19 protein-coding genes, 1 tRNA gene and 1 pseudogene are annotated in these 26139 nt (G+C 72.0%); 9 read left to right on the top strand and 12 right to left on the bottom strand.

The genetic code is table 11. The features are described 5' to 3' along the window. Positions 1–171: 171 nt before the first annotated feature. From AB0G16_RS35185 to AB0G16_RS35195, 3 genes are all read right to left on the bottom strand, one after another. A complete protein-coding gene (locus AB0G16_RS35185) occupies positions 172–1149 on the bottom strand; it encodes a ribose-phosphate diphosphokinase (RefSeq protein WP_362814826.1) in 978 nt (325 codons plus the stop codon). A 72-nt stretch (positions 1150–1221) separates the two neighbouring features. Then, a complete protein-coding gene (gene glmU, locus AB0G16_RS35190; protein WP_362814828.1) occupies positions 1222–2676 on the bottom strand; it encodes a bifunctional UDP-N-acetylglucosamine diphosphorylase/glucosamine-1-phosphate N-acetyltransferase GlmU in 1455 nt (484 codons plus the stop codon). Positions 2677–2840: 164 nt separating this feature from the next. After that, positions 2841–2915 (bottom strand) — tRNA-Gln (locus tag AB0G16_RS35195). A 308-nt stretch (positions 2916–3223) separates the two neighbouring features. On the opposite strand from AB0G16_RS35195, the gene AB0G16_RS35200 reads away from it, so the two are divergent. The 4 genes from AB0G16_RS35200 (at position 3224) to AB0G16_RS35215 (ending at position 8734) form a co-directional block, all read left to right on the top strand. Further along, a complete protein-coding gene (locus AB0G16_RS35200) occupies positions 3224–4168 on the top strand; it encodes a fatty acid desaturase (RefSeq protein WP_362814830.1) in 945 nt (314 codons plus the stop codon). Positions 4169–4579: 411 nt separating this feature from the next. Next, positions 4580–5674, top strand: coding sequence for a TetR family transcriptional regulator (locus AB0G16_RS35205; protein ID WP_362814832.1), 1095 nt, complete (start codon positions 4580–4582; stop codon positions 5672–5674). Positions 5675–5736: 62 nt separating this feature from the next. Beyond that, the gene (locus AB0G16_RS35210; protein WP_362814834.1) at positions 5737–7800 is read left to right on the top strand and encodes an RNA degradosome polyphosphate kinase; all 2064 of its coding nucleotides are present in this window, start codon (positions 5737–5739) and stop codon (positions 7798–7800) included. Then, a complete protein-coding gene (locus AB0G16_RS35215; protein ID WP_362814836.1) occupies positions 7793–8734 on the top strand; it encodes an NUDIX hydrolase in 942 nt (313 codons plus the stop codon). The genes AB0G16_RS35210 and AB0G16_RS35215 overlap by 8 nt, the downstream gene beginning before the upstream one ends. 180 nt (positions 8735–8914) lie before the next feature. On the opposite strand, the gene AB0G16_RS35220 is transcribed toward AB0G16_RS35215, so the two are convergent. Further along, positions 8915–10387: a CYTH and CHAD domain-containing protein gene (locus tag AB0G16_RS35220; protein ID WP_362814862.1), complete on the bottom strand. Its 1473-nt coding sequence runs from the start codon at positions 10385–10387 to the stop codon at positions 8915–8917. A gap of 219 nt (positions 10388–10606) precedes the next feature. Between AB0G16_RS35220 and AB0G16_RS35225 the strand changes: the two genes are divergently transcribed. Next, entirely contained in the window at positions 10607–11179 is a 573-nt protein-coding gene (locus AB0G16_RS35225; RefSeq protein ID WP_362814839.1) for a hypothetical protein, read from the top strand. Positions 11180–11301: 122 nt separating this feature from the next. On the opposite strand, the gene AB0G16_RS35230 is transcribed toward AB0G16_RS35225, so the two are convergent. Further along, positions 11302–12066, bottom strand: coding sequence for a trans-aconitate 2-methyltransferase (locus AB0G16_RS35230; RefSeq protein WP_362814841.1), 765 nt, complete (start codon positions 12064–12066; stop codon positions 11302–11304). Positions 12067–12123: 57 nt separating this feature from the next. Between AB0G16_RS35230 and AB0G16_RS35235 the strand changes: the two genes are divergently transcribed. Continuing rightward, positions 12124–12675, top strand: a complete 552-nt coding sequence (locus tag AB0G16_RS35235; protein WP_362814843.1) for a MarR family winged helix-turn-helix transcriptional regulator — start codon at positions 12124–12126, stop codon at positions 12673–12675. A gap of 94 nt (positions 12676–12769) precedes the next feature. On the opposite strand, the gene AB0G16_RS35240 is transcribed toward AB0G16_RS35235, so the two are convergent. The 3 genes from AB0G16_RS35240 to rsmA all read right to left on the bottom strand — a co-directional run bounded on the left by AB0G16_RS35240 (position 12770) and on the right by rsmA (position 16567). Beyond that, entirely contained in the window at positions 12770–14590 is a 1821-nt protein-coding gene (locus AB0G16_RS35240) for an ABC-F family ATP-binding cassette domain-containing protein (RefSeq protein WP_362814845.1), read from the bottom strand. A gap of 54 nt (positions 14591–14644) precedes the next feature. Then, positions 14645–15559: a 4-(cytidine 5'-diphospho)-2-C-methyl-D-erythritol kinase gene (locus AB0G16_RS35245; protein WP_362814847.1), complete on the bottom strand. Its 915-nt coding sequence runs from the start codon at positions 15557–15559 to the stop codon at positions 14645–14647. A 114-nt stretch (positions 15560–15673) separates the two neighbouring features. Beyond that, positions 15674–16567, bottom strand: coding sequence for a 16S rRNA (adenine(1518)-N(6)/adenine(1519)-N(6))-dimethyltransferase RsmA (rsmA, locus tag AB0G16_RS35250; RefSeq protein ID WP_362814849.1), 894 nt, complete (start codon positions 16565–16567; stop codon positions 15674–15676). A 225-nt stretch (positions 16568–16792) separates the two neighbouring features. On the opposite strand from rsmA, the gene AB0G16_RS35255 reads away from it, so the two are divergent. Beyond that, a complete protein-coding gene (locus tag AB0G16_RS35255) occupies positions 16793–18508 on the top strand; it encodes a serine/threonine-protein kinase (RefSeq protein WP_362814851.1) in 1716 nt (571 codons plus the stop codon). Beyond that, a complete protein-coding gene (locus tag AB0G16_RS35260; RefSeq protein ID WP_362814853.1) occupies positions 18505–19920 on the top strand; it encodes a hypothetical protein in 1416 nt (471 codons plus the stop codon). Before AB0G16_RS35255 ends, AB0G16_RS35260 begins: the two co-directional genes overlap by 4 nt. A 29-nt stretch (positions 19921–19949) precedes the next feature. On the opposite strand, the gene AB0G16_RS35265 is transcribed toward AB0G16_RS35260, so the two are convergent. The 3 genes from AB0G16_RS35265 to AB0G16_RS35275 form a co-directional block, all read right to left on the bottom strand. Continuing rightward, positions 19950–20810 (bottom strand): TatD family hydrolase, encoded by an 861-nt coding sequence (locus tag AB0G16_RS35265; RefSeq protein WP_362814854.1) that lies wholly within the window; start codon positions 20808–20810, stop codon positions 19950–19952. Between the two features lie 191 nt (positions 20811–21001). Continuing rightward, positions 21002–22786, bottom strand: coding sequence for a methionine--tRNA ligase (gene metG / locus AB0G16_RS35270; RefSeq protein WP_362814856.1), 1785 nt, complete (start codon positions 22784–22786; stop codon positions 21002–21004). A 36-nt stretch (positions 22787–22822) separates the two neighbouring features. Beyond that, complete coding sequence (locus tag AB0G16_RS35275) at positions 22823–24220, bottom strand: glycosyltransferase (RefSeq protein WP_362814858.1); 1398 nt, start codon at positions 24218–24220, stop codon at positions 22823–22825. 119 nt (positions 24221–24339) lie between these two features. On the opposite strand from AB0G16_RS35275, the gene AB0G16_RS35280 reads away from it, so the two are divergent. Continuing rightward, positions 24340–25977 carry a hypothetical protein gene (locus tag AB0G16_RS35280; protein ID WP_362814860.1) on the top strand — a complete coding sequence of 546 codons (1638 nt, stop codon included), beginning with the start codon at positions 24340–24342 and terminating at the stop codon, positions 25975–25977. Here AB0G16_RS35280 and AB0G16_RS35285 read toward each other — a convergent pair. Next, positions 25886–26139, bottom strand: a pseudogene (locus AB0G16_RS35285) (phospholipid carrier-dependent glycosyltransferase); the annotation flags it as partial. The gene AB0G16_RS35280 and the pseudogene AB0G16_RS35285 sit on opposite strands and share 92 nt — an antisense overlap.

The following is a 26139-nucleotide window of genomic DNA, read 5'->3' on the forward strand; positions in this document are numbered from 1 at the left end:
CTCACGATCCCCCTCTCCTCGGTCCAGTCGCCGGCGCGGGCTCACGGGGAGTCCCCGGGGGAGGCGATCGGGCAGGGGGCAGTCCGGGAGGCGGGGGCATGAGAGCGCCCGGGAACGGGGGCGAGTGTTCCCGGGCGGTGTGGGGGATGGTGGGGGGTGGCGGGGGTGGGGTCAGCTGTCGCCTTCGAAGAGGCTGGTGACGGAGCCGTCGTTGAAGACCTCGGTGATCGCGCGGGCGATGAGGGGGGCGATCGACAGGACCGTGAGCTTGTCGAACCGCTTGTCCTCCGGGAGCGGCACCGTGTTGGTGACGATGACCTCGGAGATCTGCGAGTTCTTGAGGCGGTCGACCGCGGGGTCGGAGAAGACCGCGTGGGTGGCGGCCACGACCACGTTGGTGGCGCCCTGCTCGTAGAGCGCGTCGGCGGCCTTGCAGATCGTGCCCGCGGTGTCGATCATGTCGTCGATCAGCACGCAGGTCCGGCCCCGCACCCGGCCGACGACCTCGCTCACCTTCACCTGGTTGGCCACGTCGAGGTCGCGGCGCTTGTGGATGAAGGCCAGCGGGGTGCCGAGGGTGTCGGCCCAGCGCTCCGAGAGGCGCACCCGGCCGGTGTCGGGCGAGACGACGGTGGTCGTCTCCAGGTCGATCTTGTCCCTGAGGTAGTTCACCAGGACGGGCATGGCGAACAGGTGGTCCACCGGGCCGTCGAAGAAGCCCTGGATCTGGGAGGTGTGCAGGTCGATCGACATCAACCGGTCGGCGCCCGCCGTCTTGAACATGTCCGCCATCAGCCGGGCGGTGATGGGCTCGCGCCCCTTGCTCTTCTTGTCCTGGCGGGCGTAGCCGTAGAACGGCATGATCACGGTGATCCGCTTGGCGGACGCGCGCTTGAGGGCGTCCACCATGATCAGCTGTTCCATGATCCACTGGTTGATCGGCCAGGTGTGGCTCTGCATGACGAACGCGTCGCAGCCGCGGACGGACTCCTGGTAACGGGCGTAGATCTCGCCGTTGGCGAAGTCGCGCAGCGTGGTCGGCGTGGCGTCCACCCCGAGGTGGCTCGAGATCTCGTCGGCCAGCTCCGGGTGCGAGCGGCCGGAGAAGAACATCAGGTTCTTCTCACCGGTCTGCTTGATGCCGCTCATGCCGTCCTCCTCGCCTGGCGGCCCGCCGATGCCCGCGCGATGGCGCCGTACCCGCCGGGCCGCTCGCTTCGCTCACTCACTCTGGCTCCCCTGCCGTTTCCCGGCCTCGTCGGCGCCCAGCGCCGCCTTGGCCGATCTGGTGCCCGCGCGCCTGCGCGCGACCCACCCTTCGATGTTGCGCTGCCGTCCGCGGGCCACGCCGATGGCCCCGGCGGGGACGTCGGAGTCGATGACCGAACCCGCGGCCGTGTACGCGCCGTCGCCGACGGTGACCGGCGCGACGAGCATGGTGTCGCACCCGACGAAGGCGTGCTCGCCCACCGTCGTGTGGTGCTTGTTCACCCCGTCGTAGTTGACGAAGATCGCCGAGGCGCCGATGTTGGCTCCGGCGCCGATGGTGGCGTCGCCCACGTAGCTCAGGTGCGGCACCTTGGCGCCCTCACCCACCCGGGCGTTCTTCATCTCGACGTAGGTGCCGGCCTTGGCCTTGCGGGCCAGCACGGTGCCCGGCCGCAGGTAGGCGTACGGCCCGACCAGGGCCTCGGGGCCGATCTCCGCCTCGACGCAGACGGCGTTGCGGACCAGCGCCCCCTCGCCGACGACCGTGTCGGTGAGCGTGGTGGCGGGGCCGACCTCGGCGCCCTCGGCGACGCGGGTACGGCCGTGGAGCTGGGTTCCGGGGTGGATCACCACGTCGGGTTCGAGGACGACGTCCACGTCGACCCAGGTGCTGGCCGGGTCGACCACGGTCACCCCGGCGCGCATGTGCGCCTCCAGCAGGCGCGCGTTGAGCACCTTACGGGCGAAGGCGAGCTGCACGCGGTCGTTGACGCCCTCCACCTCCACGTAGTCGGCCGCGATGTGCGCGCCGACCCGGTGCCCGTCCTCGCGGAGGATGGCCAGGACGTCGGTGAGGTACTCCTCGCCCTGGGCGTTGGAGGCCGACACCCGCTTGACGGCGTCGGCCAGCAGGGTGCCGTCGAAGGCGTAGACGCCGGAGTTCATCTCCCTGATCGCCCGCTCCCGCGCGTCGGCGTCCTTCTCCTCGACGATCTTCAGGACCGCTCCGGAGGCGTCGCGGACGATCCGGCCGTAGCCGTGGGGGTCGGGGACCTCGGCGGTCAGCACGGTGACGGCGTTGCCGTCCTCGCCGTGCCGTTCCAGCAGGGCGGCCAGGGTCTCGGTGCGCAGGAGCGGCGTGTCGCCGTAGGTCACCAGGACGGTGCCGGTGATGGTGCCCACCGTCTCCAGGACGGTCCTGACCGCGTGGCCGGTGCCCTTCTGCTCGGCCTGGACGACGGCCTGCGCGTCGGGACCGGTGCCGGCCAGGTGCGCCTGGACCCGTTCCCGTTCGTGACCGATGACGACAATGAGCCGTTCGGGTTCGAGCCCCCTCGCGGCGGTGAGCATGTGGTCGACCAGACTGCGGCCGCACAGCTCATGAAGAATCTTCGGTGTTCTCGACTTCATCCGGGTGCCCTCGCCGGCGGCGAGGACGATGACGGCTGCCGGGCGCGGCACACTCACGGACGAGGCTCCCTCGGCGTCGCGGCTGAGACATGGCGAGGCGCGATGACGGATGGCCATCCCCGGGGCACGGCGCCGTCACCTGCTCGACAACGTGAGGATACCTCCCCCCTCCGGAACCCACCCAGCCGACCAGGCGGGTTGATGAAATCAGACAGAGGGGATGGCTCCGGCACCAGGACTCGAACCTGGACAACAAGGACCAAAACCTTGCGGGCTGCCAATTACCCAATGCCGGACCGACCAGGCGATCGGGACGGGGCCCGCGCGCCCGGCCCCCCTACGATACAGAGCCTTCCATGTCGAACGCGCCCCGTTTGCGCGTCCGTCTCCCCGCACCCCGGACCACCCCGGACGCCCTCCGGCGGGCGCGCTCCCGTTTAGCAGGGCGAGGGCGGGTAGGAGACCGGGTGGACCCGATACGGCATCGACCTGAAAAGCCGGGTTCCATACTTTCGGCGCTCACGCATTCCTAACTTACGATGGCGTAGGTTACGGTGGCGTAGCCGCACGAGTTTTGTTTTTCCGAGTCACCGCGAGGTAGCGCATGACCGTCATCGAAGAACGTCCTGCTCCAGGACCCAAATCCGACGTAGACCCCGAGCGGAAGACCCTGCCCGAGATCATCACCTTCGGCGTGGTCGTCGGCGCCCCGCTGATCGCCCTGCTGGTGGCGATCCCGTTCGCCTGGGGATGGGGTCTGGGCTGGTCCGACGTCGCGATCGCGGGCGTCTTCTACGTGGTCACCGGGCTGGGCGTCACCGTCGGCCTGCACCGCCACTTCACGCACGGCTCGTTCAAGGCCAAGCGGCCGCTGAAGATCGCCCTGGGCATCGCCGGCAGCCTCGCGATGGAGATGTCGGTGCTCGACTGGGTGGCCACCCACCGCAAGCACCACAAGTTCTCCGACAAGGACGGCGACCCGCACTCGCCGTGGCGCTTCGGCACCGGCTTCGTGGCCGTCTCCAAGGGCCTGCTCTGGGCGCACATGGGCTGGCTGTTCGAGACCGACCGGGCCAACCGCCAGAAGTACGCTCCCGACCTGGTCAAGGACCCGGACATCGTCAGGCTGCACAAGCTCTTCCCGGTGCTGGCGATCACCACCATCGTCGCGCCCGCCCTGCTGGGCGGCCTGCTGACCTGGTCGTGGTGGGGCATGGCGACCGGCTTCTTCTGGGGCACGCTGGTCCGGATCGGCCTGCTGCACCACGTGACCTGGTCGATCAACTCGATCTGCCACGTCTTCGGCGAAGAGGTCTTCGAGTCCCGCGACAAGTCGCGCAACGTGTGGTGGCTGGCCATCCCCTCCTTCGGGGAGTCCTGGCACAACCTGCACCACTCCGACCCCACCTGCGCCCGGCACGGCGCCCTGAAGGGGCAGATCGACCTCAGCGCCGGTGTCATCCGCATGTTCGAGAAGGCCGGCTGGGCCTACGACGTCCGCTGGCCCACCCCCGAGCGCCTCGCCGCCAAGCGCATCGCCACCACCTGACCGCTCGGCCCGGGCCCCCGGCCCGGCCCTCCCAGGAAACCGAGTTCACCGGCGCCACCACAACGCGCCCACCCCTCCCCGCCATGGTGCCCACCCCGCCGCCGGCCTCTCACGCGGCAGCCGTCTCTCCACGCGAAGCGCCGGTCGCACCATGCCCCCCGCACGCCATGTCCGCACCGCCGTGCTCCCCCGCGCTCAGGCGCCCTCCTCTCCGCCGGCTCCGAGGCCACCGTCCACCGGCCCCCGAACATCCCGCCTTCTCGCCCCGAGGGACTCCCCCGTGCGTCCGCGCCGGCGACTGGACCGAGGAGGGGGGAATCGTGAGGAACGAACGATTCCCCCCGACGAGGGAAGGAGCCGGCTCCGAGCGGACTCACCGCGACGCGCGGCGTCGCCATAAGCAGGTCCATTATGAGAACCGTGAGTGAACCCCGTCGGCGCATGTCAGGTAAGGAACGCCGGGAACAGCTGATCGAGATCAGCAGGACCCTCTTCGCGGAGAAGGGATTCGACGGTACCTCGGTGGAGGAGATCGCGGCGACCGCCAACGTCTCCAAGCCGGTCGTCTACGAGCACTTCGGCGGCAAGGAGGGCGTGTACGCGGTCGTCGTCGACCGCGAGATGCAGAAGTTGCTGGCCATGGTGACCGAGGCCCTGTCCGCCTCGCACTCCCTGATCAAACTGGAACGTGCCGCCCTGGCCCTGCTGGCCTACGTGGAGGAGAACAGCGAGGGCTTCCGCATCCTGGTGCGCGACTCGCACGCCGCCTCCGGGACCGGCACCTTCGCCAGCCTGATCAACGACATCGCCAGCCAGGTCGAGGACGTCATGGTCGACGAGTTCGCCGAGCGGGGATACGAGCCCACCCTGGCGCCCATGTACGCCCAGATGCTGGTGGGCATGGTGGCGCTGACCGGCCAGTGGTGGCTGGACGTGCGCACACCGCCGCGCCAGGAGGTCGCCGCGCACCTGGTGAACCTGGCGTGGAACGGCCTGACCGGCCTGGCCGCCACTCCCCGGCTGACCTCGACCTCCCGTGACATGGAACGACGGCCGCTCCCGGCGCCGCAGCGCGCCGGGGAGCCGCTCCCCTCCTCGCCCCAGGCGCATCCGCGTCCCGAGCCCCAGCCGCCGCCTCGTACGGACAAGGAGCTCCGGGAGCTGGCCAAGGCCCGTGAGCGGGAGCTCAAGGAGCAGGAGAGGATCCGCGAGCGCGAGCGCCGGGAGGCCGAGAAGCTCGCCCGCGAACAGGAGAAGGCCCGCCTGCGGGACCTGCGCGAGCAGGAGAAGGCCCGCGAGCGCGAGCGGCGCGAGGCGGAGAAGCTCGCCCGCGAACAGGAGAAGGTCCGCCTGCGTGAACTGCGCGAGCAGGAGAAGGCCCGGGAGCGGGAGCTCAAGGAGCAGGAGAGGGCGCGCCTCAAGGAGGCCAAGGCGGCCGGGCGCGGGGAGGTCACGCGGGCCGGGGAGGCGGACCGGGAAAGGGCAAAGATCGAGACAAGTGGGTAAGCAACAACGCCCGTTGAGCCGAAATTAACGTTCCGTTCAACCAAAGCGGGCATTCTGGTCATATGTCCGCTGAACCCACCCGATCCGCCCCTGACGGGCTTCCCCCGACACAAGATCGCTTCTTGAACCGGGAGGAGAGCTGGCTCCAGTTCAACCAGCGCGTCCTGGAGATGGCGGAGGATCCGTCCCTGCCTCTCCTGGAACGGGTGCGGTTCCTCGCGATCTTCGCCAGCAACCTGGACGAGTTCTTCCGGGTACGGGTGGCCGGGCTGAAACGGCGGATGGCCACCGGCCTGCTGCTGCGTACCAAGAGCGGGCTGAAGCCCAGCGAGGAGCTGGCCAGGATCGCGGCGATCGCGGGCGATCTCGCCCGGCGGCAGTCGGCCTGCTTCTACGAGCGGATCTGCCCGCAGCTCGGCGCGGTGGGCATCGAGATCGTGCGCTGGGACGACCTGGGCCGCGACGAGCGCACCGAGATGCGCAAGCTGTTCCGGGAGCGGATCAGGCCGGTGCTGACACCGCTGGCCGTCGACCCGGCCCACCCCTTCCCCTACATCTCGGGCCTGTCGCTGAACCTGGCCGTCACCGTGCGCAACCCGTCGACCGGCAACACGGTCTTCGCCCGGGTCAAGGTTCCCAGCCAGCTCCCCCGCTTCGTCACCGCGTCCACGAACCGGTTCGTCCCGCTGGAGGACGTGATCGCCGCCCACCTGGGGCAGCTCTTCAAGGGCATGGAGATCGTCGAGCACCATGTCTTCCGGGTGACCCGGAACGAGGACCTCGACGTCGACGAGGACGTCACCGAGAACCTCATGCAGGCGCTGGAGCGCGAACTGCTCAAGCGCCGTTTCGGCCCGCCGGTCCGGCTGGAGGTGGAGGAGACCATCACCCCGGAGGTGCTCGACCTGCTGGTGGACGAGCTGGGGGTGGCCGACCACGAGATCTACCGGCTGCCGGGGCCGCTGGACCTGACCGGGCTGCACGCGATCGCCGACCTGGACCGGGGTGAGCTCAGCTACCGCCCTTTCGTCCCCGCCGAGGTCGTGCACGTCGAGGATGACATCTTCGCGGTGCTGCGCGAGCGGGACGTGCTGCTGCACCACCCCTACGACTCCTTCTCCACCAGCGTGCAGCGGTTCATCGAGCAGGCCGCCGCCGACCCGGCGGTGCTGGCCATCAAGCAGACGCTGTACCGCACCAGCGGCGACTCGCCGATCGTGGACGCGCTGATCGACGCCGCCGAGGCCGGCAAGCAGGTCGTGGTGGTCGTGGAGATCAAGGCCAGGTTCGACGAGCACGCCAACATCACCTGGGCGCGCAAGCTGGAACGGGCCGGCTGCCACGTGGTCTACGGCGTCGTGGGGCTGAAGACCCACTGCAAGCTGGCCCTGGTCGTGCGGCAGGAGTCCTCGGGCGAGCTGCGCAGCTACTGCCACATCGGCACGGGCAACTACAACCCCAAGACCGCGAGGCTGTACGAGGACCTGGGCCTGCTCACCGCCGACCGGCTGGTCGGCGAGGACGTCACCGACCTGTTCATCCACCTGACCGGCTACTCCAACCACTCCGCCTACCGGCGGCTGCTGGTCGCCCCGCACTCGCTGCGCGGCGGGCTGCTGGCCAGGATCGAGCGGGAGATCTCCCATCACGAGGCCGGCCGCCCGGCCAGTATCAGGATGAAGACGAACTCCCTGGTCGACGAGCCCATCATCGACGCCCTCTACCGGGCCTCGAACGCCGGCGTGCCGGTCGACCTGTGGGTGCGGGGGGTGTGCACGCTCCGGCCGGGCGTCCCGGGCATGTCGGAGAACATCAGGGTCAGGAGCGTGCTGGGCCGCTTCCTGGAGCACTCGCGGATCTACGAGTTCGGGTACGGGCGCCGCCCGGAGATCTGGATCGGCAGCGGCGACATGATGCGCCGTAACATCGAACGGCGGGTGGAGGCGCTGGTCAAGGTCTCCAGCCAGCAGCAGCGGAACTACCTCAGCGACCTGCTGGACCGGGCCATGGCCGAGGGGACCGCCACCTGGTGGCTCAACCCGGACGGGACCTGGACCCGCCATCCCGGTGACGACCTGCAGACCTATCTGATCAGCACGCGCAGGTGGAGGACGATCGATGACTGACGGCGGACGCGAACCGGCCGACCTGATCCGCGCGGCCGGGGCGCTGGTGTGGCGCGGCTCCCCCGACGCCCCCGAGGTCGCCCTCGTCCACCGGCCCGCGTACGACGACTGGTCGTTCCCCAAGGGGAAGCTGAAGCGCGGCGAGCACCCCGTCGCGGCGGCGCTGCGCGAGGTGACCGAGGAGACCGGCCTGACCGTGGAGCTCGGCCGGTCGCTGCCGTCGAGCCGCTACATCCACCGGGGCCGGCCCAAGCGCGTCGACCACTGGGTGGCCAGGATGGTCGCCGAGGGGCCCTTCACCGCGGGCGACGAGGTGGACGAGGTGGTCTGGCTGCCGGTGGAGGAGGCCGGGCGGCGCCTGAGCTACGGGGCGGACGCCGAGCTGCTGCGCGCGTTCGGCACGCTCTCGCCGGCGACCACCCCGCTCGTCCTGGTCCGGCACGCCCTGGCCGGCAACCGCCGGGAGTGGAAAGGCGACGACGACGAACGGCCGCTGGACAAGAACGGCCGCAGGCAGGCCGGGACGCTGGCGGCTGTGCTCGGCGCCTTCGCCCCGGCGGAGCTGGTCAGCTCGCCCAGCGAGCGGTGCGTGCGGACCCTGCAGCCGTACGCCGAACGGTCCGGGCTGCCGGTGCGGCTGGAGCCCGCCCTGTCGGAGAGCCGCTACGACCCCGGCGCCTGCCTGCGCCTGGCCGAGGACGCCCTGGCCTCGGGCCGGTCCGTGGCGCTCTGCAGCCACGGCAAGATCCTGCCGGAGCTGATCTCCGGGATCGAGGGCCTGGCCGGGGGCGGGAGCGTCCGGCTCGGGAGCGGCGGGGCCGGGGACGGCCGGCCGGGAGGCTGCCTGGGCGAGGGGAAGCTGCGCAAGGGCGCCTTCATGGTGCTGCACCACGCCGGCGGCCACGTGGTGGCCGCCGACGCCTACCCCACCTGACGGAGGTCCCGGAGGTTCCGGAGATTCCGAAGCCGGGGAGGCCGGGGAGGTCGCGGAATCGCGGCGCCCTCACCCGGCGAGGGCCGGGAAAGGTGGCGGGAGCCCGGTCGCCTCACCCGGCGAGTGCCGAGGAGGGCGGCGAGAGCCCGGCCGCCCTCACCGGGCGGGGACCGGAAGAGGTCAAAGGAGCCTGGCCACGGCCTCCGTGGTGTCCTCCCAGACGCGCGGGAACTCCTGGTGCGCCCGTTCGGCCCCGGCGCGCTCCAGGCCGGTCAGCACGCCGTAGGTGAACGTGTCCTCCCCGGCCCGGCGGGCGTTCTCGGCCTCGGCCGCGAGCCGTTCCTGCGCGACGACGCCGTCCATGTGGGTGCCCAGCACCTCCTGGACGGCCTCGGCCAGCTTGGCCATCCTGGTCATGCCGATGACCTCGGCGGTGTAGCGGGCCCGCTTGGCCGCCTTGCGCACGTCGTGCATGGCGTGCTCGCGCTCGGTGGCGTCCTCCATGGCGCGGGCGGTGTCGTAGGCCCGGGTGACCCTGCGCCAGCTCTTGGCGGCCACGACGTCCAGGGTGTCGGCGGGCCCGCGGGCGGCCTTGGTGAGCACGGGGGTGGCGACCAGGTCGTCCAGGGCGTCGAGCAGGGCGAAGTAGCGTTCGCCGCCGAGGACGTCCCTGATCCGGTCGAGGGCCTCGTGCTCGTCGTCCAGCAGGTCGGAGCTGAGGCGCGTCCTGACCGGGCCGACGATCAGGGAGCCGTCCAGCGTGTCGAGCCTGCTCGCGAACCGGTCGCGGATGACCTCCAGGTCACGCGCCTCGCCAAGGACCCCGCCGAGCCACTTGAGCTCCTCCTGGACGTTCTCCGTCCCCTTGACGATCGTCTTGAACGACTTCAGCGCGCTGCGGAGCCGCCGGGCGGCGACGCGCATCTGGTGCACGGCGTCCGGTTCGGCCTTGCGGACCCGGGGGTCCTGCGCCAGCAGCGCGCCGGCCTGTGCGGTGAGGTAGGACAGGACGACCTCGCCCGCCGATCCCGGCTCCGCCTCGGCGCGGGGCTGCCCGGAGACCTTCCCGGCGGCGCCGAGCAGGCGGGCGAGCTTGCTGGCCGCGTCGGCGGGGACGGCTCCGGCCCTGGTCAGCCGCTTGCCGACCTTCTTCAGGAGTTTCTCGTCACCCTCGATCAGCTCGGCCTCGACCTCACGCCAGCGCTCGACGTGCGGTACCTCTCCGAGCACGGTGCCCTTGACCCGGTCGTCGGCGACCTCCACCAGCCGGACGCCCGCGCCGTTGACCACCGTGGTGACGGCGCGGCGGGTGTCGAGCTCGGCGATGGGCGTCAGCGGCGCGCCCCGCGTGTAGGCGAGCACCAGGTCCGCCAGCTCGGTGGGGACGATCTTGGCGCTTCGGGTGAGCGGGTGGACGATCTCCTGCCGGGCACCCTTGGCCTTGGGGAGCTTGAGGTGCCAGCCCGGGTCGGTACCGCCCCTGCGCCGGCGCAGGGTGATGCCCCTGGCGGCGAGCCTCAGATCGGGCGTGTCGAAGTAGAGGGCGACCAACTGGTAGGTCTTGGGACCCACGACCTCGGCCGCCCCCGGAAGACCGCCGAGGTCGGGCACCTGGTACTCCGCCGGTACGTCGAACTTGTCCTCGATCTCCATCGCCACAGGTCATCCCCTGAATTCCACAGATGTCCATACGTCTTCGCAGTACTCATAGATGCCCTTTCATCCGCCCAGGAACCGGAATCGGACGCATATACCCGATGAACCGCGAGCCGAGGGGAGGATCGGCGGGTCAGGACGGGCGAGCGCGCCCGGAAGGACCGGGCGGGTGGATAACCGGATGACCGGGACGGCGACCGGCCTTACCGTGGCGGTGTGGACGTGACCTTCAAACGCACCGGCGAACGGCGTTACGGGGTCGTCGTCTCCCTGCCCGGCCAAGCCCCCCTGTGGATGGACCCGGCCCCCGGGTACGACGACCACATCCCGCACGACATGATCCACTACATCGTGGAGGCGGAGCTGGGACTGACCTCCGGCGTCTTCGGCCGGGCCGCCAGGGGTGGCGGCGGCGGCTTCGTCCTGGGCGGCGACGACGACCGTGACCATCGTGAGCGGCGCCGGCAGCGCCGCAGGCTGCTCAGGCGCGAGGACCGGTTCCGCCAGGACGACCAGCGGGGCCAGGGCGACATGGCCCTGTCCGAACGCCTCACCGGCCTGTGCCACGTGGCGTGGAAGCGACACCACGGACCGCCCGCGGAGCGGCCCGCGTGGCTGAGGCCCCAGACGACGACGCCGGAGGACGAGGCCGCGGTGAAGCGGGTGCTGGCCCGCCTCGACCGGCTGGCCCCCCTCTGGAACCGCCTCCCCGTCGGCGGCTCCCTCACCTTCGCCTGGCCCGCCACCGAACCCGCCCCCGTCGTGACCGAGAGGACGACTCGGACCTGAGAGGCGCGGGCCGGTCGTCGCCGACGGTGGACGGCACTGCGAAACCGACCAGCCCCGGCCCGCTCGTCAGCGCACCGCCGGAGGCCCGGCGCGACGTACACCGCGCGATCCGTCCGGGACGGTCACCTCTGGGCGATCACGAAGATCCTGCGGAAGGGGAGGACGGTGCCGTACGGCCCGGGAGGGTAGGCGGTGCGCAGCGACGCGGCACAGTCGGCGAGGAAGCGCGCGGACTCGCCGGGGTCCAGCCGGTCGAGCATGGGGCGCAGGAACGTGCCGGTTATCCAGCCGAGCACGGCGTCGTCACCGGGGAGCACGTGCAGGTAGGTGGTCTCCCAGGCGTCCACCCGGCAGCCGAGGCCGGCGAGCAGGTCCAGGTAGGCGGCCGGGTCGTCCACCGGCGACTCCGGGGCCAGGTCGCCCAGCCGGTCGCGCCAGGTGGTGCGGCACAGCTCGCGGACCAGGGCGTGGCTGGGGGCGTCGAAGTTACCGGGGACCTGGAAGGCCAGCCAGCCGGAGGGGGCGAGCGCCTCCACCCAGCGTGGCAGCAGCTCGCGGTGCCCGGGCACCCAGTGCAGGACGGCGTTGGAGACGATCACGTCCACCGGCGTCCCGGGGCGCCACCGGGTGACGTCGTCCACGGAGAAGGTCAGCGAGCCGCCGGCCGGAGCCTTGGCGATCATGGAGGGCGAGGAGTCGAACCCGTGGACGCGGGCGTCCGGCCAGCGCCGGGCGAGCTCCGCGGTGAGGTCGCCGGTGCCGCAGCCCGCGTCGACCACCCGGGCGGGGCTCGGCGCGGCTATCCTGGAAACAAGATCGAAGAAGGGACGGGCCCGCTCGTCCGCGTAGCGGCCGTAGACCGCCGGATCCCACAGATCTCTTGACATCAAGACGATTGATACCCGGAAAGATATCTCGATGTCAAGAGAGATAGACTCGGCGCCATGAGCCTGCACCACGCCGACCGCGACGCCCGGCCCGGCGACGGCACGAAGGACGAGGTCGATCTCCTGGTCGCCGCCTGGCGCCAGGAGCGGCCCGACCTCGACGTGGAGCCGCTCCAGGTGCTCAGCCGGGTCTCCCGGCTCGCCCGCCACCTCGACCGCGCCCGCCGGGCCTCCTTCGCCGAGCACGACCTGGAGACGTGGGAGTTCGACGTGCTCACCGCCCTGCGCAGGGCCGGGGAGCCGTACGAGATGAGCCCCGGGGCGTTGCTGCGCGCGACGCTGGTGACGTCCGGGACCATGACCAACCGGATCGACCGGCTGGCCGCGGCCGGGCTGGTCAGGCGGCGTCCCGACCCCGAGGACCGGCGCGGCGTCCTGGTCTCGCTCACCGACGCCGGGCGCACGCGCGTGGACGGCGCCTTCGCCGACCTGCTGCGCCGCGAGCGCGAGCTCCTGTCGGGCCTGGGAGAGCGCGAGCGGCGGGTCCTGTCGGACCTGCTGCGCACGCTGCTCGTCCCGTTCGACGCGGGCGACTCCGGAGCGCACTGACCGCCCGGTGAGCCCGTGATCGCCCGGCGGGAGCGGTTCGAGGGCTCAGGTTCGAGGGCTCAGGTTCGAGGGCCGAGGACCACGTGCCCGGGGCTCACTCGCCCAGGCGGTCGGCCAGCTCCAGCCACTCGCTCTCGATCGCGTCCTTCTCCGCGACGATCTCCTTCAGCTCGGCGTCGAGCGAGGCCAGCCGCCCGTAGTCGGCGGCGGCGTCGGCCATGGACGCGTGCAGCTTCGCCTGGCGGCCGTCCAGCTTCTGAAGCTGACGCTCCAACCGGGAGAGCTCCTTGCGCAGGTCGCGCTCCTCCCGCGCCGACAGGCCCGGACCGGACTCCCCCGCCCCCGCGGAGGAGGTGGAGGAGATCGCCGACGCCGCGCCGGAGACGGCGCCGGAGGCCGCCCGCGCGGACAGCGCCGCGCCCGAGGCCCGCCGGGACAGGTACTCGTCCACCCCGCCGGGGAGCATCGACAGCCGGTGGTCGCCGAGCAGCGCCACGGTCTTGTCGGTGACCCGCTCCAGGAAGTAGCGGTCGTGGCTCACCAGGATCAGCGTGCCCGGCCAGCCGTCGAGCAGGTCCTCCAGCTCGTTGAGCGTCTCGATGTCCAGGTCGTTGGTCGGCTCGTCGAGCAGCAGCACGTTGGGGTCGTCCATCAGCAGGCGGAGCAGCTGCAGGCGGCGCCGCTCGCCGCCGGAGAGGTCGCCCACGACCTTCCACTGCGCGTCGCCCTTGAAGCCGAGACGCTCCAGCAACTGGGAGGCGGTCCACTCCTTCTTGCCGACCTGGATGAACTTGCGGACCTCCTCGACCGTCTCCAGCACCCGGCGGTCCGGGTCGAGCTCGCCGAGCTCCTGCGACAGGTGCGCCAGGCGGACCGTCTTGCCCCGCACCAGCCTGCCCGAGTCGGGATGAACGGTCCCGGCGAGCAGCCGCAGCAGGGAGGACTTGCCCGACCCGTTCACGCCGATCAGGCCGACCCGGTCGCCGGGGCCGAACTGCCAGGTCGTGTGGTCCAGCACCAGCGGCCCCTGGCCCGGCCCCCCGGCGTGCAGGGTCACGTCCTCCAGGTCGTAGACCGTGCGCCCCAGCCGGGCGGCGGCGAACTTGACCAGCTCGACGCTCTCCCGCGCGGGCGGCTCGTCGGCGATCAGCGCCTGGGCGGCGTCGATGCGGAACTTGGGCTTGGAGGTACGGGCCGGCGGGCCCCGGCGGAGCCAGGCGATCTCCTTGCGCATCAGGTTCTGGCGGCGGGCCTCGGAGGCCGCGGCCACCCGGGCGCGCTCGGCCTTGGCCAGCACGTACGCGGCGTACCCGCCCTCGTAGCGCTCGACAGTGCCGTCAACGACCTCCCAGGTCCTGGTGGAGACCGCGTCCAGGAACCACCGGTCGTGGGTGACGACCACCAGCGCCGTCCTGCGCCCGGCCAGGTGCCTGGCCAGCCAGTCGATGGCCTCGATGTCGAGGTGGTTGGTGGGCTCGTCCAGGATGATCAGGTCGTGCTCGTCGATGAGCAGCCTGGCCAGGGCGGTGCGGCGCCGCTCACCGCCCGACAGGCTCCCGGCCAGGGCCGTCAGGTCGATGTCACCGAGCAGGCTGGCCAGGATCTCGCGGATGCCCGCGTCCCCCGCCCACTCGTGCTCGGGCCGTTCGCCGAGGACGATGTCACGCACCGGCCGGGACGGGTCGAGATCGTCCCCCTGGGAGAGCGACCCCACCTGGAGCCCTCGGTTGTGGGTGACCCGCCCGCCGTTGGGCTTGAGATCACCGGCTATCACCGAGATCAGGGTCGTCTTGCCGCCGCCGTTGCGGCCGACCACACCGATGCGGTCACCCGCCTCGATGCCGAGGGAGACGTCGCTGAGCAGGGGCTTGGGACCGTAGGAGTGGGAGACCGACTCAAGATTGACCAGATTCATCGCCACACAAGCGTATCCGCTCCCGGCCGGCGAGACCCCCGCCGCCCGGGACGGCTACGCCGGCACCGGGCCGGGGACGGGGCCGGGGACGGGGCCGTGGGCGATGATCACGTCACGTGCCACGTCCGCCTCCTTCAGCGAGGCCGCCAGCTCGCTCGCGTGCGCCGCCGACCCGGCCAGGAAGGCGCAGGTGGGCCCCGAACCGGAGACCAGCGCCCCCAGGGCGCCGTACTCGCGTCCCGCCGCCAGGGTGCGGGCCAGGGAGCCGCGGAGCATCACCGCGGCGGGCTGCAGGTCGTTGCTGAGCGCGGCACCGAGGGCCTCGGCGTCCCCGGCCCGGAGCGCGGCCAGCAGCGGCTCGGCGGCCCGGGGCCAGGCGACCCGCTCGCCGCCGGCCTCGCGCAGCCGGTCGCACTCGGCGTAGACCGTGGCGGTGGACAGGCCGCCCTCGGCCAGCGCGAACACCCAGTGGAAGGTGCCCGACACCTCCAGCGGGGTCAGCCTCTCCCCCCTGCCGGTGCCGACGGCCGTGCCGCCGAGCAGGGCGAACGGGACGTCGCTGCCGATGTCGGCGGCGATCTCCATCAGGTCCTCCAGCGGCAGGCCCAGGCCCCACAGCTCGTTGCAGGCGACCAGGGCCGCGGCGGCGTCGGCGCTGCCTCCGGCCATGCCGCCCGCCACGGGGATCGCCTTGCGGATGACCAGGTTCACCCCGTACGAGCGGCCCGCGTGACCGGCCAGCGCGGACGCGGCCCTGATCGCGAGGTTGTCGCCGTCCTCGGGCACCTGGTCGGCGGACTCGCCCTCCACGCGGACGGTCATCCCGGTCTCCGCGGTGGCCGTGACCTCGTCGAAGATCGAGACGGCGTGGAAGACGTTGACGAGGTCGTGGTAGCCGTCGTCCCGCAGCGGCCCGACGGCGAGCTGCAGGTTGACCTTCGCGGGCACGCGGACGGTCACGGAGTTCATGCGTCCCTCACGGAGGCTCGCTCACTGGTCACGACGACAAATCGTAACGGTCTCCCTCACCGCTCACGCAGACGGATCAAGGAATCACCCTGGGTACCACCGTCTACAGGACTGTCAGGTCGAATCCCGCTCGTCCCTGTCGTCGCCGGACTCGAGGTTCCCGGCCGCGTGGTTCTCGGCGATCCGCGCGAAGTCCTCCACGGTGAGCTGCTCGCCCCGCGCCGACGGGTCGATCCCGGCCGCCCGCAGGGCCCGCTCGGCGGCCGGGGCGCCGCCCGCCCAGGAGGCCAGGGCCGCGCGCAGCGTCTTGCGCCGCTGCGCGAAGGCCGCGTCCACCACCGCGAATACCTCCCGGCGGGTGGCCACGGTGCTGGGCGGCTCCCGCCGGGTCATCGCCACCAGGCCGGAGTCGACGTTGGGAACCGGCCAGAAGACCGTGCGGCCCACCGGTCCGGCCCTGCGGACGTCGGCGTACCAGGCGGCCTTGACCGAGGGGATGCCGTACACCTTGGAGCCCGGGGCGGCGGCCAGCCGGTCGGCGACCTCGGCCTGGACCATGATCAGGACCTTGCGCAGCGAGGGCTGCGTCTCCAGCAGGTGCAGCACCACCGGGACGGACACGTTGTAGGGCAGGTTGGCCACCAGCGCGGTCGGCCTCTCGGCGGGCAGGTCGGCGGGCAGGACGCGCATGGCGTCGGCGAGCACCACGGTGAGGCGGTCTGCCAGCTCGGGCGCGTGCCTGCCGACGGTCAGCGGCAACTGGGCGGCGAGGACGGGGTCGATCTCCACCGCGATGACCCGGCGGGCCTCGGGGAGCAGCGCGAGCGTGAGCGATCCCAGCCCCGGGCCGACCTCGATGACGACGTCGCCGGGATCGAGCCCGGCGACCCGCACGATCTTGCGGACCGTGCCCGCGTCGATCACGAAGTTCTGGCCGAGCTTCTTCGTGGGACGGATATTGAGCGTATCCGCCAAAGTACGTATTTCCGCTGGGCCGAGGAGGTTCATGCTTGTTCCTCGCGCGGCGCCACGGACCCGGCACCCGCCGGCCCGCCGCGTTCCCCTGCTCGTCCGCCTCGATCAGCCAAGGTCGCTCTCCAATGCCATCCGACAAGTTTCCCGCACGGAAGCCCCCGCACGAACGTGTGATGGAACACGAGAGGTTCCGTTGTGGATAACGTTGCCCTACTCGGGACCAACGGCGAGGAAGGGACCCTTCCCGGTGAAGAGGACGTGAACCAGCCCGGCGTCGAGGGGCTCCGGCCCGCCGATCCCGAACAGATCGGGAGTTACCGCCTGCTCGGCCGCCTGGGCGAGGGCGGAATGGGGACCGTCTACCTGGCACTGGCCCCGGCCGGGCGGCCGGTGGCGCTCAAGGTGGTGAAGGCGGAGTTCGCGATCGAGGAGGGCTTCGCGGCCAGATTCCATGCGGAGGTCGAGAACGCCCGGCGGGTGGCCTCCTTCTGCACCGCGCAGGTGCTGGACAACGGCACCGCCGACGACGGCCGGCCCTACATGGTCACCGAGTACATCGCGGGCACGCCGCTCTCCCGGCAGATCTCCGAGCACGGCGCGCTGGAGGCCGGGACACTGCACGGCGTGGCGCTGGGGGTGGCCGCGGCGCTGGCCGCGATCCACGTCGCCGGGCTGGTCCACCGGGACCTCAAGCCGGCCAACGTGATCCTGTCCATGTCGGGCCCCCGTGTGATCGACTTCGGCATCGCCAGGGCGCTGGACTCCGCGCACAGCTTCACCCGCTCCGGCGAGGTCCTCGGCAGCCCCGGCTGGTGGGCCCCCGAGCAGGTCCGCGGCCTCGAGATCACCCCGGCCGCCGACGTCTTCGCCTGGGGCTGCATGGTCGCGTACGCGGGCAACGGCCGCCACCCCTACGGGCGGGGCGACCTGATGACGATGGCGACCCGGCTGCTCAACACCCCGCCGGACCTGGGGGCGCTCCCCGCCCCGCTGAACGACCTGGTGCGGCTGGCGACCGCGATGGACCCCTACCGGCGGCCCAGCGCCCAGGACCTGCTGATCGCCCTGGTGGGCGGCCGGATCGCCGCTCCCGCGATGCCGGTCCCGCTCCCGGCCGACCCGCCCACCCTGATCGCCACCGACCTGCTGAGCGAGTCGTGGCGGCCGCCGTCCAACGTGGAACCCGACTCCACCCAGACCCTCAGCGCGCTGAGCCTGGACGAGGGGTTCGACGATCCGGCCACGGCGCCCACCCCCGTCCCCACAGGATCGCGGGGACGCGGACCGGCACGCCCGGCCGGTCCGCCGGCCCCGCCGACCATCTCCTCGCCGCCGACCCCGCCGACCCCGTCGGGGACGCCGCCGGGGACGCCGCCGACGGCCCAGGGCCCGGCCACGGCGCCCGCGGCCGGTCCGGGCGCGCCGGACGCCGGGAGGGCGGGTCCCGCCGGGGCGGCACCCCGCAGGCGCTGGCTCCTCGCCGGCCTGGCCGCGTTCGCGGCGCTGCTCGTCACGATCGTCGTGCTGCTGAACACCGGCGACCCCCGGACGGGGGCAACCGCGCGGGGCGGCCTCGCCGGAACCACCACCGTCACCGGCGACGTGGGCCGCAGGATCGCCACCGGCTCCCGTCTCAAGGACCCCGAACTGATCGTCACGCGTCCCCCCTCCTGCGAGCTGACCTCCTACCGGGGAGCGACCTCGGCGCGCGGGCGCTTCTGCACGATCTCCTGGACGCTGGTCAACACCGGCGGGGTGACGGTCTCGCTCACCCCCGCCCCGTTCACCCTCCTGGACGACCGCGGCGCGGTCCACGAACCCCACGGAACCTCGACGCCCCTGCCGTCCACCCTGCCCCCGGGCGCCCGGGTGGACGGCGTCCTCGTGTACGACCTGCCGCCCGCCCGCGGGGCCGCGAAACTGACCGGCGTGGTGATCAAGGGAGGCGACAGCGTGGAGGTGAGGCTCTCGTGAGGCCGTTGCTCGCCGTCCTGACGGCGACCGTGGTCGCCGTACTCGCACCGGCCGGGACACCCCTGACCGCCTCGGCCGCCACCCCGTCCGGCGCGTTCACCGGCGCCTCGGCCTCGCCCGCCGGCTGCTCGGGGACGGGCACGGGCGACTTCGACGGCGACGGTGTGGACGACACCGCCGTCGGTGACCCGTTCACCGATCCCGGCGGGCTGGCGGGCGCCGGAGCCGTGCACGTGCTGTTCGGCCGCGACAGGAGCAAGGTCGTGACCGCGCCACAGCCCGGAGCGGGGGACGGGTTCGGCTGGTCGGTGCGGCTGGCCGAGATCGACGCCGACGGGTGCGCCGACCTGCTGGTGGGCGCGCCGTACGCGGACGTCGACGGGTACAAGGACGCGGGAGCGGTCTACGTCTTCCACGGCGGCCCGACGGACAGGACGGCCCGGCTCGTCGCCCCCGAGCCGGAGGCCGACGCCCACTTCGGCTGGTCCCTGACCTCCGGCGGGGCGTTGGTGGCGGTGGGCGCCCCGCACGAGAACGCCGACGGCGTGACCGACTCCGGCGCGGCCTACCTGTTCGACACCTCGGCGCCCGGCCCGGGAAAGCGGATCTCCCAGGAGACCGAGGGCGTCCCGGGCAACGCCGAGGACGGCGACATGTTCGGCTGGTCTCTGGCGATCGGCAGGCTGGGCGGCGAGGCGGGCGACCTCGACCTCGCGGTCGGCGCCCCGTACGAGAACGACGACGGGCTGGGCCGCCAGGCCGGCGGGGGGAAGCCCGACTCGGGATCGATCGCGGTGATCTTCGACGCGGGCCGGGAGGGGGACGGGTACAGGAGCAGGAAATGGGACCTGCGCGAGATCGTCGCGGCCGACGCGGACGACCGGTTCGGGTACGCGATGGCCTACGCCGAGCAGGGAGACGTCGGCTACCTCGCGGTGAGCGCCCCGCTCGGTGACGGCGGAGGCGTGCCGGACACCGGGCTCGTCCAGCTCTTCCAGGCCTCCAGCTCCCTGGAGCTCACCACGGCGGCCACCATCCACCGGGACGGCGGGGGAACCGCGGGCGACGGGTACGGGTCGTCGCTGGCCCTCACCGCCGAGGGAGGCGTCAGGCTCGCCGTGGGCGTGCCCTTCGACGGCGCCGACCAGCGGGGCGCCGTACACCTGATGACGGTGGGCGACGGCACGCCGGGCCGCATGATCGTCCAGAGCGGGGCCGGGGAGCACTTCGGCCGGTCGGTGGGCTTCAGCGGCAACCGGCTGGTCGTCGGTGCCCCCGACCGGGGAGGTTCGGGGGCGGTCGTCCTGCTTGGCCGTAACGACACCGAGGGGACCGTGCTCGCGCCGGGCACCGGCGGGATCCCGGTCCCGGCCGGCGCCGTTCCCGTCGAGTTCGGTGCCGGCGTGAGCTGACCCGCTTCCGTGACCCCGGACCGGGACGCTCACCAGGAGCCGAAGACGGTCTCCCCGTTGGCGCTGACGGCGGCGGCGAGGCCGGCGACGTCCATCCCCTTGACGTCGGCGAGGCAGCGCAGCGTGAGCGGGATGAGATAGGGCGCGTTGGGCTTGCCCCGGTGCGGCGTGGGCGGCAGGTAGGGCGCGTCGGTCTCGACGAGGACGAGTTCCCGGGGGGCGACGCGCGCGGCCTCGCGCAGGTACCCGGCGTTCTTGTAGGTGACCGGCCCGGAGAACGACATGAAGTACCCGGCGTCGGCGCACCGCCGCGCCATCTCGGCGTCACCGGAGAAGCTGTGGAAGACCACGATCTCGGGGGCGCCCTGCTCGGCCAGCACGCGCAGCACGTCGTCGTGGGCCTCACGGTCGTGGATCACCAGCGCCTTGCCGGTCCGCCTGGCGATCTCGATGTGCGCCCGGAAGCTCGCGTGCTGGTCCTCCTTGGAGGCCCAGTCGCGGTAGTAGTCGAGCCCGGTCTCGCCCACCGCCCTGACGTGCGGCAGGCGGGCCAGCTCCTCGATCTCGGCGAGGGTCTCGGGCGTCGCGGAGTGCGCCTCGTTGGGGTGGACGGCCACCCCCGCGTACACGTCGGGGTGCAGGGCGGCCGTCTCGGCGTTCCAGCGCGAGGACGGCAGGTCGTAGCCGATCGTGACGAGCCGGGTCACCCCGACGGCGCGGGCCTCGTCGAGGATGCCCTCGACGCCGACCCGGGCCGCCTGCGCCGCCTGGGCGACCGGGTCCCCCGAGGAGGCCTTGCGATCGCCCACCATGATGTCCAGGTGGCAGTGGCTGTCGAACACCTCTGCCGGCAGGGGTTCGGGGGCGGCGGGAAGCTTCGTGGCGCTCACGCCGTCCAACCTATCGAGACTCCGGGACGGCCCGCGCCGGACCCCGCCGCCGAGGAGCACCCCGGCGGCGGGCACGACGAGTACGACGGGCACCGGTCACGGCCCGCCCGGACGGTCCCGGAAGATCGCGGGCGGGCCCGTGGTCGTCCGACGCGGACACGGCCGGGACCGGCCGTGGATCCGCCCGGTCGTCACTCCGCCAGGCGGGCCAGCTCCTCGTCGACGATCTTCGGGTCGAGCTTGGCGAACAGCGGGGTGGGCGGGGTGAGCGGGGAGCCCACCCGGATCGGCGTCGACTCCCAGCGCGCGGCGTCGCCGTCGTAGGAACCGGTGATGATCGGGTAGGTCCGGCCGTCGTCGTCGGTGACCTCGTGGATCTCCGGCATCCCCGACCAGACGCCGGTGCCGCCGAGCATCGCGTAGATCTTGTTGGAGGAGTTGGGCAGCACCGGGGTCAGCAGGGTCTTGGCGTCGTCGACCACCTGCAGCGCCACGTGCAGGATCGTCTTCACCCGCCCGGGGTCGTCCTTGATCTTCCAGGGCTCCTGCTCGGCCAGGTACCTGTTGGCCTCGCGGATGACCTCGAACGCCTCGTTCGTGGCGTTCTTGAAGCGGCAGTGGTGGAACTCGGCCGCGGCCTTGGGGAAGGCCGAGCGGCTGCGCTCCAGCATCGCCCGGTCGGCGGCGGTGAACTCGCCCGCCTCGGGGATGACCCCGAAGTTCTTGGCGGCCATCGAGATCGACCGGTTCACCAGGTTGCCCCAGGCCGCCACCAGCTCGCCGTTGTTGCGGTTGAGGAACTCCGACCAGGTGAAGTCGGTGTCCTGGTTCTCCGGACCGGCCACCGCGATGTAGTAGCGCAGCGCGTCGGCGTCGTAGCGCTCCAGGAAGTCGCGCACGTAGATGACGACCTGGCGGGAGGAGGAGAACTTGCGCCCCTCCATGGTCAGGAACTCGCTGGAGACGACCTCGGAGGGCAGGTTCAGCGCGCCGAGCGAGCCCGGCTCGCCCCCGCGGGCCGCCTGGCCGTTGTAGCCGAGCAGCATCGCCGGCCAGATCTCCGCGTGGAAGACGATGTTGTCCTTGCCCATGAAGTAGTAGCCCAGGGCCTCGGGGTCCTGCCACCACGCGCGCCACGCCTCGGGGTCGCCGGAGCGGCGGGCCCACTCGATGGAGGCGCTGAGGTAGCCCACGACCGCGTCGAACCAGACGTAGAGCCGCTTGTTGGCCTGGTCGCTCCAGCCCTCCAGCGGGATCGGCACGCCCCAGTCGAGGTCGCGGCTGATCGCCCGGGGGTGCATGTCACCGAGCATGTTGAGGGCGAACTTCAGCACGTTGGGCCGCCAGTCGCCCTCCTTGGAGGTCAGCCACGACGCCAGGACCTCGGCGAACGCCGGCAGGTCCAGCATGAAGTGCTCGGTCTCCACGAAGACCGGCGTCTCGCCGTTGACCTTGCTGACCGGGTTGATCAGCTGGACCGGGTCGAGCTGGTTGCCGCAGTTGTCGCACTGGTCGCCGCGGGCACCCTCGTAGCCGCAGATGGGGCAGGTGCCCTCGATGTAGCGGTCGGGCAGGGTGCGCCCGGTGGAGGGCGAGATGGCGCCCATGGTGGTCTGCGGGAAGATGTAGCCGTTGGCGTGGAGCCCCTTGAAGATCTCCTGCGCCACCGCGTAGTGGTTCTCGGTGGTGGTCCGGGTGAACAGGTCGTAGGAGAGACCCAGCGCCTGGAGGTCCTCGACGATCACTCGGTTGTAGCGGTCGGCGAGCTGGCGGGCGGTGAGGCCCTCCTTGTCGGCCTGCACCTGGATCGGGGTGCCGTGCTCGTCGGTCCCGCTCACCATGAGGACCTTGTTGCCCGCCATCCGCTGGTAGCGGCTGAAGACGTCGGACGGCACGCCGAATCCGGAGACGTGCCCGATGTGGCGGGGGCCGTTGGCGTAGGGCCAGGCGACCGCGGTCAGGATGTGCTGGGACATGGTGTCAAGCCTAAGGGACGCGGGCTCGGCCCTCGCTCAGGTTTTGTCGGCCTCGGGCCCGGCGTCGGCCTCGCGGTCCGCCGGGACGCCCGCCGCCGGCACCGCGGCGGGGGGGACGGGGACCTCGGCGACGCCCACGGCGCCGGTGGCGGGGACGGCGGAGGCGCCCACGGCACCGGCGGTGGCGCCCACCGGGACCTCCAGGTCGCCCACGCTCACCGGTACGTCGGACGGATCGCCCGCGGCGGCCCTGCTGACGGCCTCGGCGGCCTCCTCGGCGGCGGAGGCGGCCACGTCGATGGGCGTCTCCTTGGTACGGCGGATGCCGAGGATGCTGATGAACAGGGCCGCGAAGATCGTCTGGAAGCTCACGATCAGCGCGGTGGCCGAGGGCACGACGATACGCAGCGACTCCGAGGGGATCAGCGGGCCGAAGCTGCGCGTCTGCCAGTGGACCAGCGAGGCCACCAGGCCCGCCAGGCCCGCCAGGGCCAGCAGGCCGCCGACGACGAGCCCCTTCTCCAGGGAGACGATGTCGACGAGCTTGCGCACCCGCCGGCTCTCCGGCAGGAAGCCCTCCTCGGCCGCGTACACCTTGGCGAACAGGGCGAACAGCACCGCCTGGAAGCCGATCACCACCATGGCGGAGGCACCGACCAGGGTGTCGACGTCGAAGGCGAGCTTGCCGATGTAGACCGGGCCGAAGGTCAGGGCTGCGCCCGCGACCAGGCCGAGGGTCATCACGACCAGGCCGGGGATGAAGAACAGCCAGCGCGGGCTGTAGAGCAGCAGGAAGCGCAGGTGGCGCCAGCCGTCCCGCCAGGAGCGCAGGTGCGGCGGGCGCGAGCGCCCGTCGGGCGAGAGCGTGGTGGGCACCTCGCGGACGTCCAGCCCCGACAGGGTCGAGCGGACCACCATCTCGCTGGCGAACTCCATGCCGCCGGTCTGCAGGCCGAGCCGCAGGATGGAGTCGCGCCGGAAGCCGCGCAGGCCGCAGTGGAAGTCGCCGATCGCGCTGGGGAAGAACAGCCGGCCGACGAAGGAGAGCACCGGGTTGCCCAGGTAGCGGTGGAGCGGGGGCATGGCGCCCGGCGCGATGCCGCCCTTGAAGCGGTTGCCCATGACCAGGTCGGCGCCGTCGCGGAGCTGCTCGACGAACGGCAGCAGCGCGGTGAAGTCGTAGGAGTCGTCGGCGTCGCCCATGATCACGTAGCGGCCGCGGGCGGCGCGGATGCCGCCCATCAGCGCGTTGCCGTACCCCTTGGCGTCGACGTGCACGACGCGGGCCCCGGCCTCTCTCGCGAGTTGCTGGGAGCCGTCCGTGCTGCCGTTGTCGGCGATCAGGACTTCCCCGTCGATCCCGTGCTCCCGCATGCAGGCGAGCGCCTTGCGTACGCAGGTCTCCACGGTCTCCGCCTCGTTCAGACAAGGCATGACCACGGTCAGTTCCACGTCTCAACCCTTCACTCGCGGCACAGGCCAATCTCACCATGATGCCCTCTGCGGCCGGGTGCCCGGGTCAACTCCCCGAAACGGCTGGCATCCTGTAGTGCATGGTGACCGTCACCGACCGCCCTCGCCTGGACGCTCCTCCGCCCGGGCGGAGCGCTCGCCTGCGAGCCTTCCTCTCCCGGCATCGCCTCTTCGTGGCCGCCCTCGCGCTGGCGTTCCTGCTGCGCGTGGTCACCATGCTCGGTTACGGCCCGGCCCTGTGGTTCAACGACTCCTACGAGTACGTCTCGGGCGCCGTCAACCCGAGCCGCCCCAGCGCCCTGCGCCCGAACGGCTACTCCTTCCTGCTCCTGCTGCTGAAGCCGCTGCACAGCTTCGCGCTGGTCGCCTTCGTCCAGCACCTGATGGGCCTGGGCATCGCGACCCTGATCTACGCCCTGCTGCGCGTCAGGTTCGGGCTGCCCGGCTGGGGGGCGACGCTGGCCGCGGTGCCGGTGCTGTTCGACGCGTACCAGATCCAGCTCGAACACCTGATCATGTCCGACGCGATGTTCATGCTGCTGGTCGTGGGCGTGATCACGCTGGTGCTCTGGCACCGGCGGATGTCCTGGCGGCTCGGCGCGGTGGTCGGGCTGCTGCTGGCCCTGACCGCCCTGACCCGGTCGATCGGCCTGCCGATCCTGGCGCTGGTCGTGGTCTACCTGATGGTCAAGCGCACGGCCTGGAGGACGATCGCGGCGATGATCGTCGCGTGCGCCCTCCCGGTGACCGGCTACATGGCCTGGTTCGCCTCCGCGCACGGCAACTTCGCGATGACCAACAGCGACGGCGCGATCCTCTACATGCGGACGGCGCTCTTCGCGGACTGCACGAAGATGGGGATCGACCCGCGCAAGGAGCTGGAGCTGGCCCTGCTGTGCATCAGCGCGCCGCCGCAGGAGCGCGGCCGGCTCGGGCAGAAGTACCTCTGGTGGGCGCAGAACGGCCAGCGCTTCCACGCCTTCGGGGTGGGCAGCACGTTCACCCCGGAGATGAACAAGACCGCGGGCGCGTTCGCCCAGCGGGCCATCCTGTCCCAGCCGCTGGACTACCTCGGCACCGTGGCCGGCGACTTCTTCCGCTCCTTCCACTGGGGCAGGCCGCGCTTCCCCGACGCCCAGACCTACCTGCAGTACGAGTTCCCGCCGGCGACCAAGGTCCTGCCCGCCTGGTCGTCGTACCGGGGCAACACCGACACCGACGCGCGCAAGTACGACCCGGGCCTGCGGGTCGCGGCGATCCAGGAGAAGCAGCGCGTGATCGGCACCGAGGTCAACGACCCGTGGGCCACGTTCCTGCAGGGCTACCAGCGGGCCGTCCGGCTGCCGGGCATCATGATCGGCGCGCTGCTGCTGGTCGGCCTGGCCGGGGTGGTGGTGCGCTGGCGCCGGTTGGGCGGGGCCGTGCTGCTGCCGTGGCTGGCGGCGTTCGGGCTCATCCTGGCCCCGGCGGCGACGGCCGAGTTCGACTACCGCTACCTGCTGCCCGCGGTGCCGCTGGCCTGCATGGCGGCTGCGATCTCGCTGCGCCGCGGGTTCTCCCGGCCGGCCGCCGCGCCCGCGCCCGCCGCGCCCGCCGCGCCGGTCACCCCCGGCACGCCCGCACCGGTCACACCCAGCCGCGGAACAGCATCCGCGCCCACCACTGCGAGTGCGGGAGGACCTCGGCCACCAGCACCGGGTACAGCCACCACAGGTTGACCAGCGCCAGCAGGGCGAAGGCGCCCACGACCGCGGCGCCGACCGCCCTGCGGTTGGGCGTGGCGTCCGCCCTCCCGATGACCAGGCCGGCGGCCATGGTCAGCGCGAGGATCATGAAGGGCACCATGGGGATCGCGTAGAACAGGAACATGGTCCGGTTGT

The sequence above is a fragment of the Streptosporangium sp. NPDC023615 genome, assembly GCF_040640155.1.
Classification (GTDB): Bacteria; Actinomycetota; Actinomycetes; order Streptosporangiales; family Streptosporangiaceae; genus Streptosporangium.

What these genes read in the sequence shown, in the direction of transcription:
- AB0G16_RS35185 (WP_362814826.1), bottom strand. Translation starts at nt 1,149, where the DNA reads ATGAGCGGCATCAAGCAGACCGGTGAGAAGAACCTGATGTTCTTCTCC.
- AB0G16_RS35200 (WP_362814830.1), top strand. Translation starts at nt 3,224, where the DNA reads ATGACCGTCATCGAAGAACGTCCTGCTCCAGGACCCAAATCCGACGTA.
- AB0G16_RS35205 (WP_362814832.1), top strand. Translation starts at nt 4,580, where the DNA reads ATGAGAACCGTGAGTGAACCCCGTCGGCGCATGTCAGGTAAGGAACGC.
- AB0G16_RS35210 (WP_362814834.1), top strand. Translation starts at nt 5,737, where the DNA reads ATGTCCGCTGAACCCACCCGATCCGCCCCTGACGGGCTTCCCCCGACA.
- AB0G16_RS35215 (WP_362814836.1), top strand. Translation starts at nt 7,793, where the DNA reads ATGACTGACGGCGGACGCGAACCGGCCGACCTGATCCGCGCGGCCGGG.
- AB0G16_RS35220 (WP_362814862.1), bottom strand. Translation starts at nt 10,387, where the DNA reads ATGGAGATCGAGGACAAGTTCGACGTACCGGCGGAGTACCAGGTGCCC.
- AB0G16_RS35230 (WP_362814841.1), bottom strand. Translation starts at nt 12,066, where the DNA reads ATGTCAAGAGATCTGTGGGATCCGGCGGTCTACGGCCGCTACGCGGAC.
- AB0G16_RS35235 (WP_362814843.1), top strand. Translation starts at nt 12,124, where the DNA reads ATGAGCCTGCACCACGCCGACCGCGACGCCCGGCCCGGCGACGGCACG.
- AB0G16_RS35240 (WP_362814845.1), bottom strand. Translation starts at nt 14,590, where the DNA reads ATGAATCTGGTCAATCTTGAGTCGGTCTCCCACTCCTACGGTCCCAAG.
- AB0G16_RS35245 (WP_362814847.1), bottom strand. Translation starts at nt 15,559, where the DNA reads ATGAACTCCGTGACCGTCCGCGTGCCCGCGAAGGTCAACCTGCAGCTC.
- rsmA (WP_362814849.1), bottom strand. Translation starts at nt 16,567, where the DNA reads ATGAACCTCCTCGGCCCAGCGGAAATACGTACTTTGGCGGATACGCTC.
- metG (WP_362814856.1), bottom strand. Translation starts at nt 22,786, where the DNA reads ATGTCCCAGCACATCCTGACCGCGGTCGCCTGGCCCTACGCCAACGGC.
- AB0G16_RS35275 (WP_362814858.1), bottom strand. Translation starts at nt 24,220, where the DNA reads ATGCCTTGTCTGAACGAGGCGGAGACCGTGGAGACCTGCGTACGCAAG.
- AB0G16_RS35280 (WP_362814860.1), top strand. Translation starts at nt 24,340, where the DNA reads ATGGTGACCGTCACCGACCGCCCTCGCCTGGACGCTCCTCCGCCCGGG.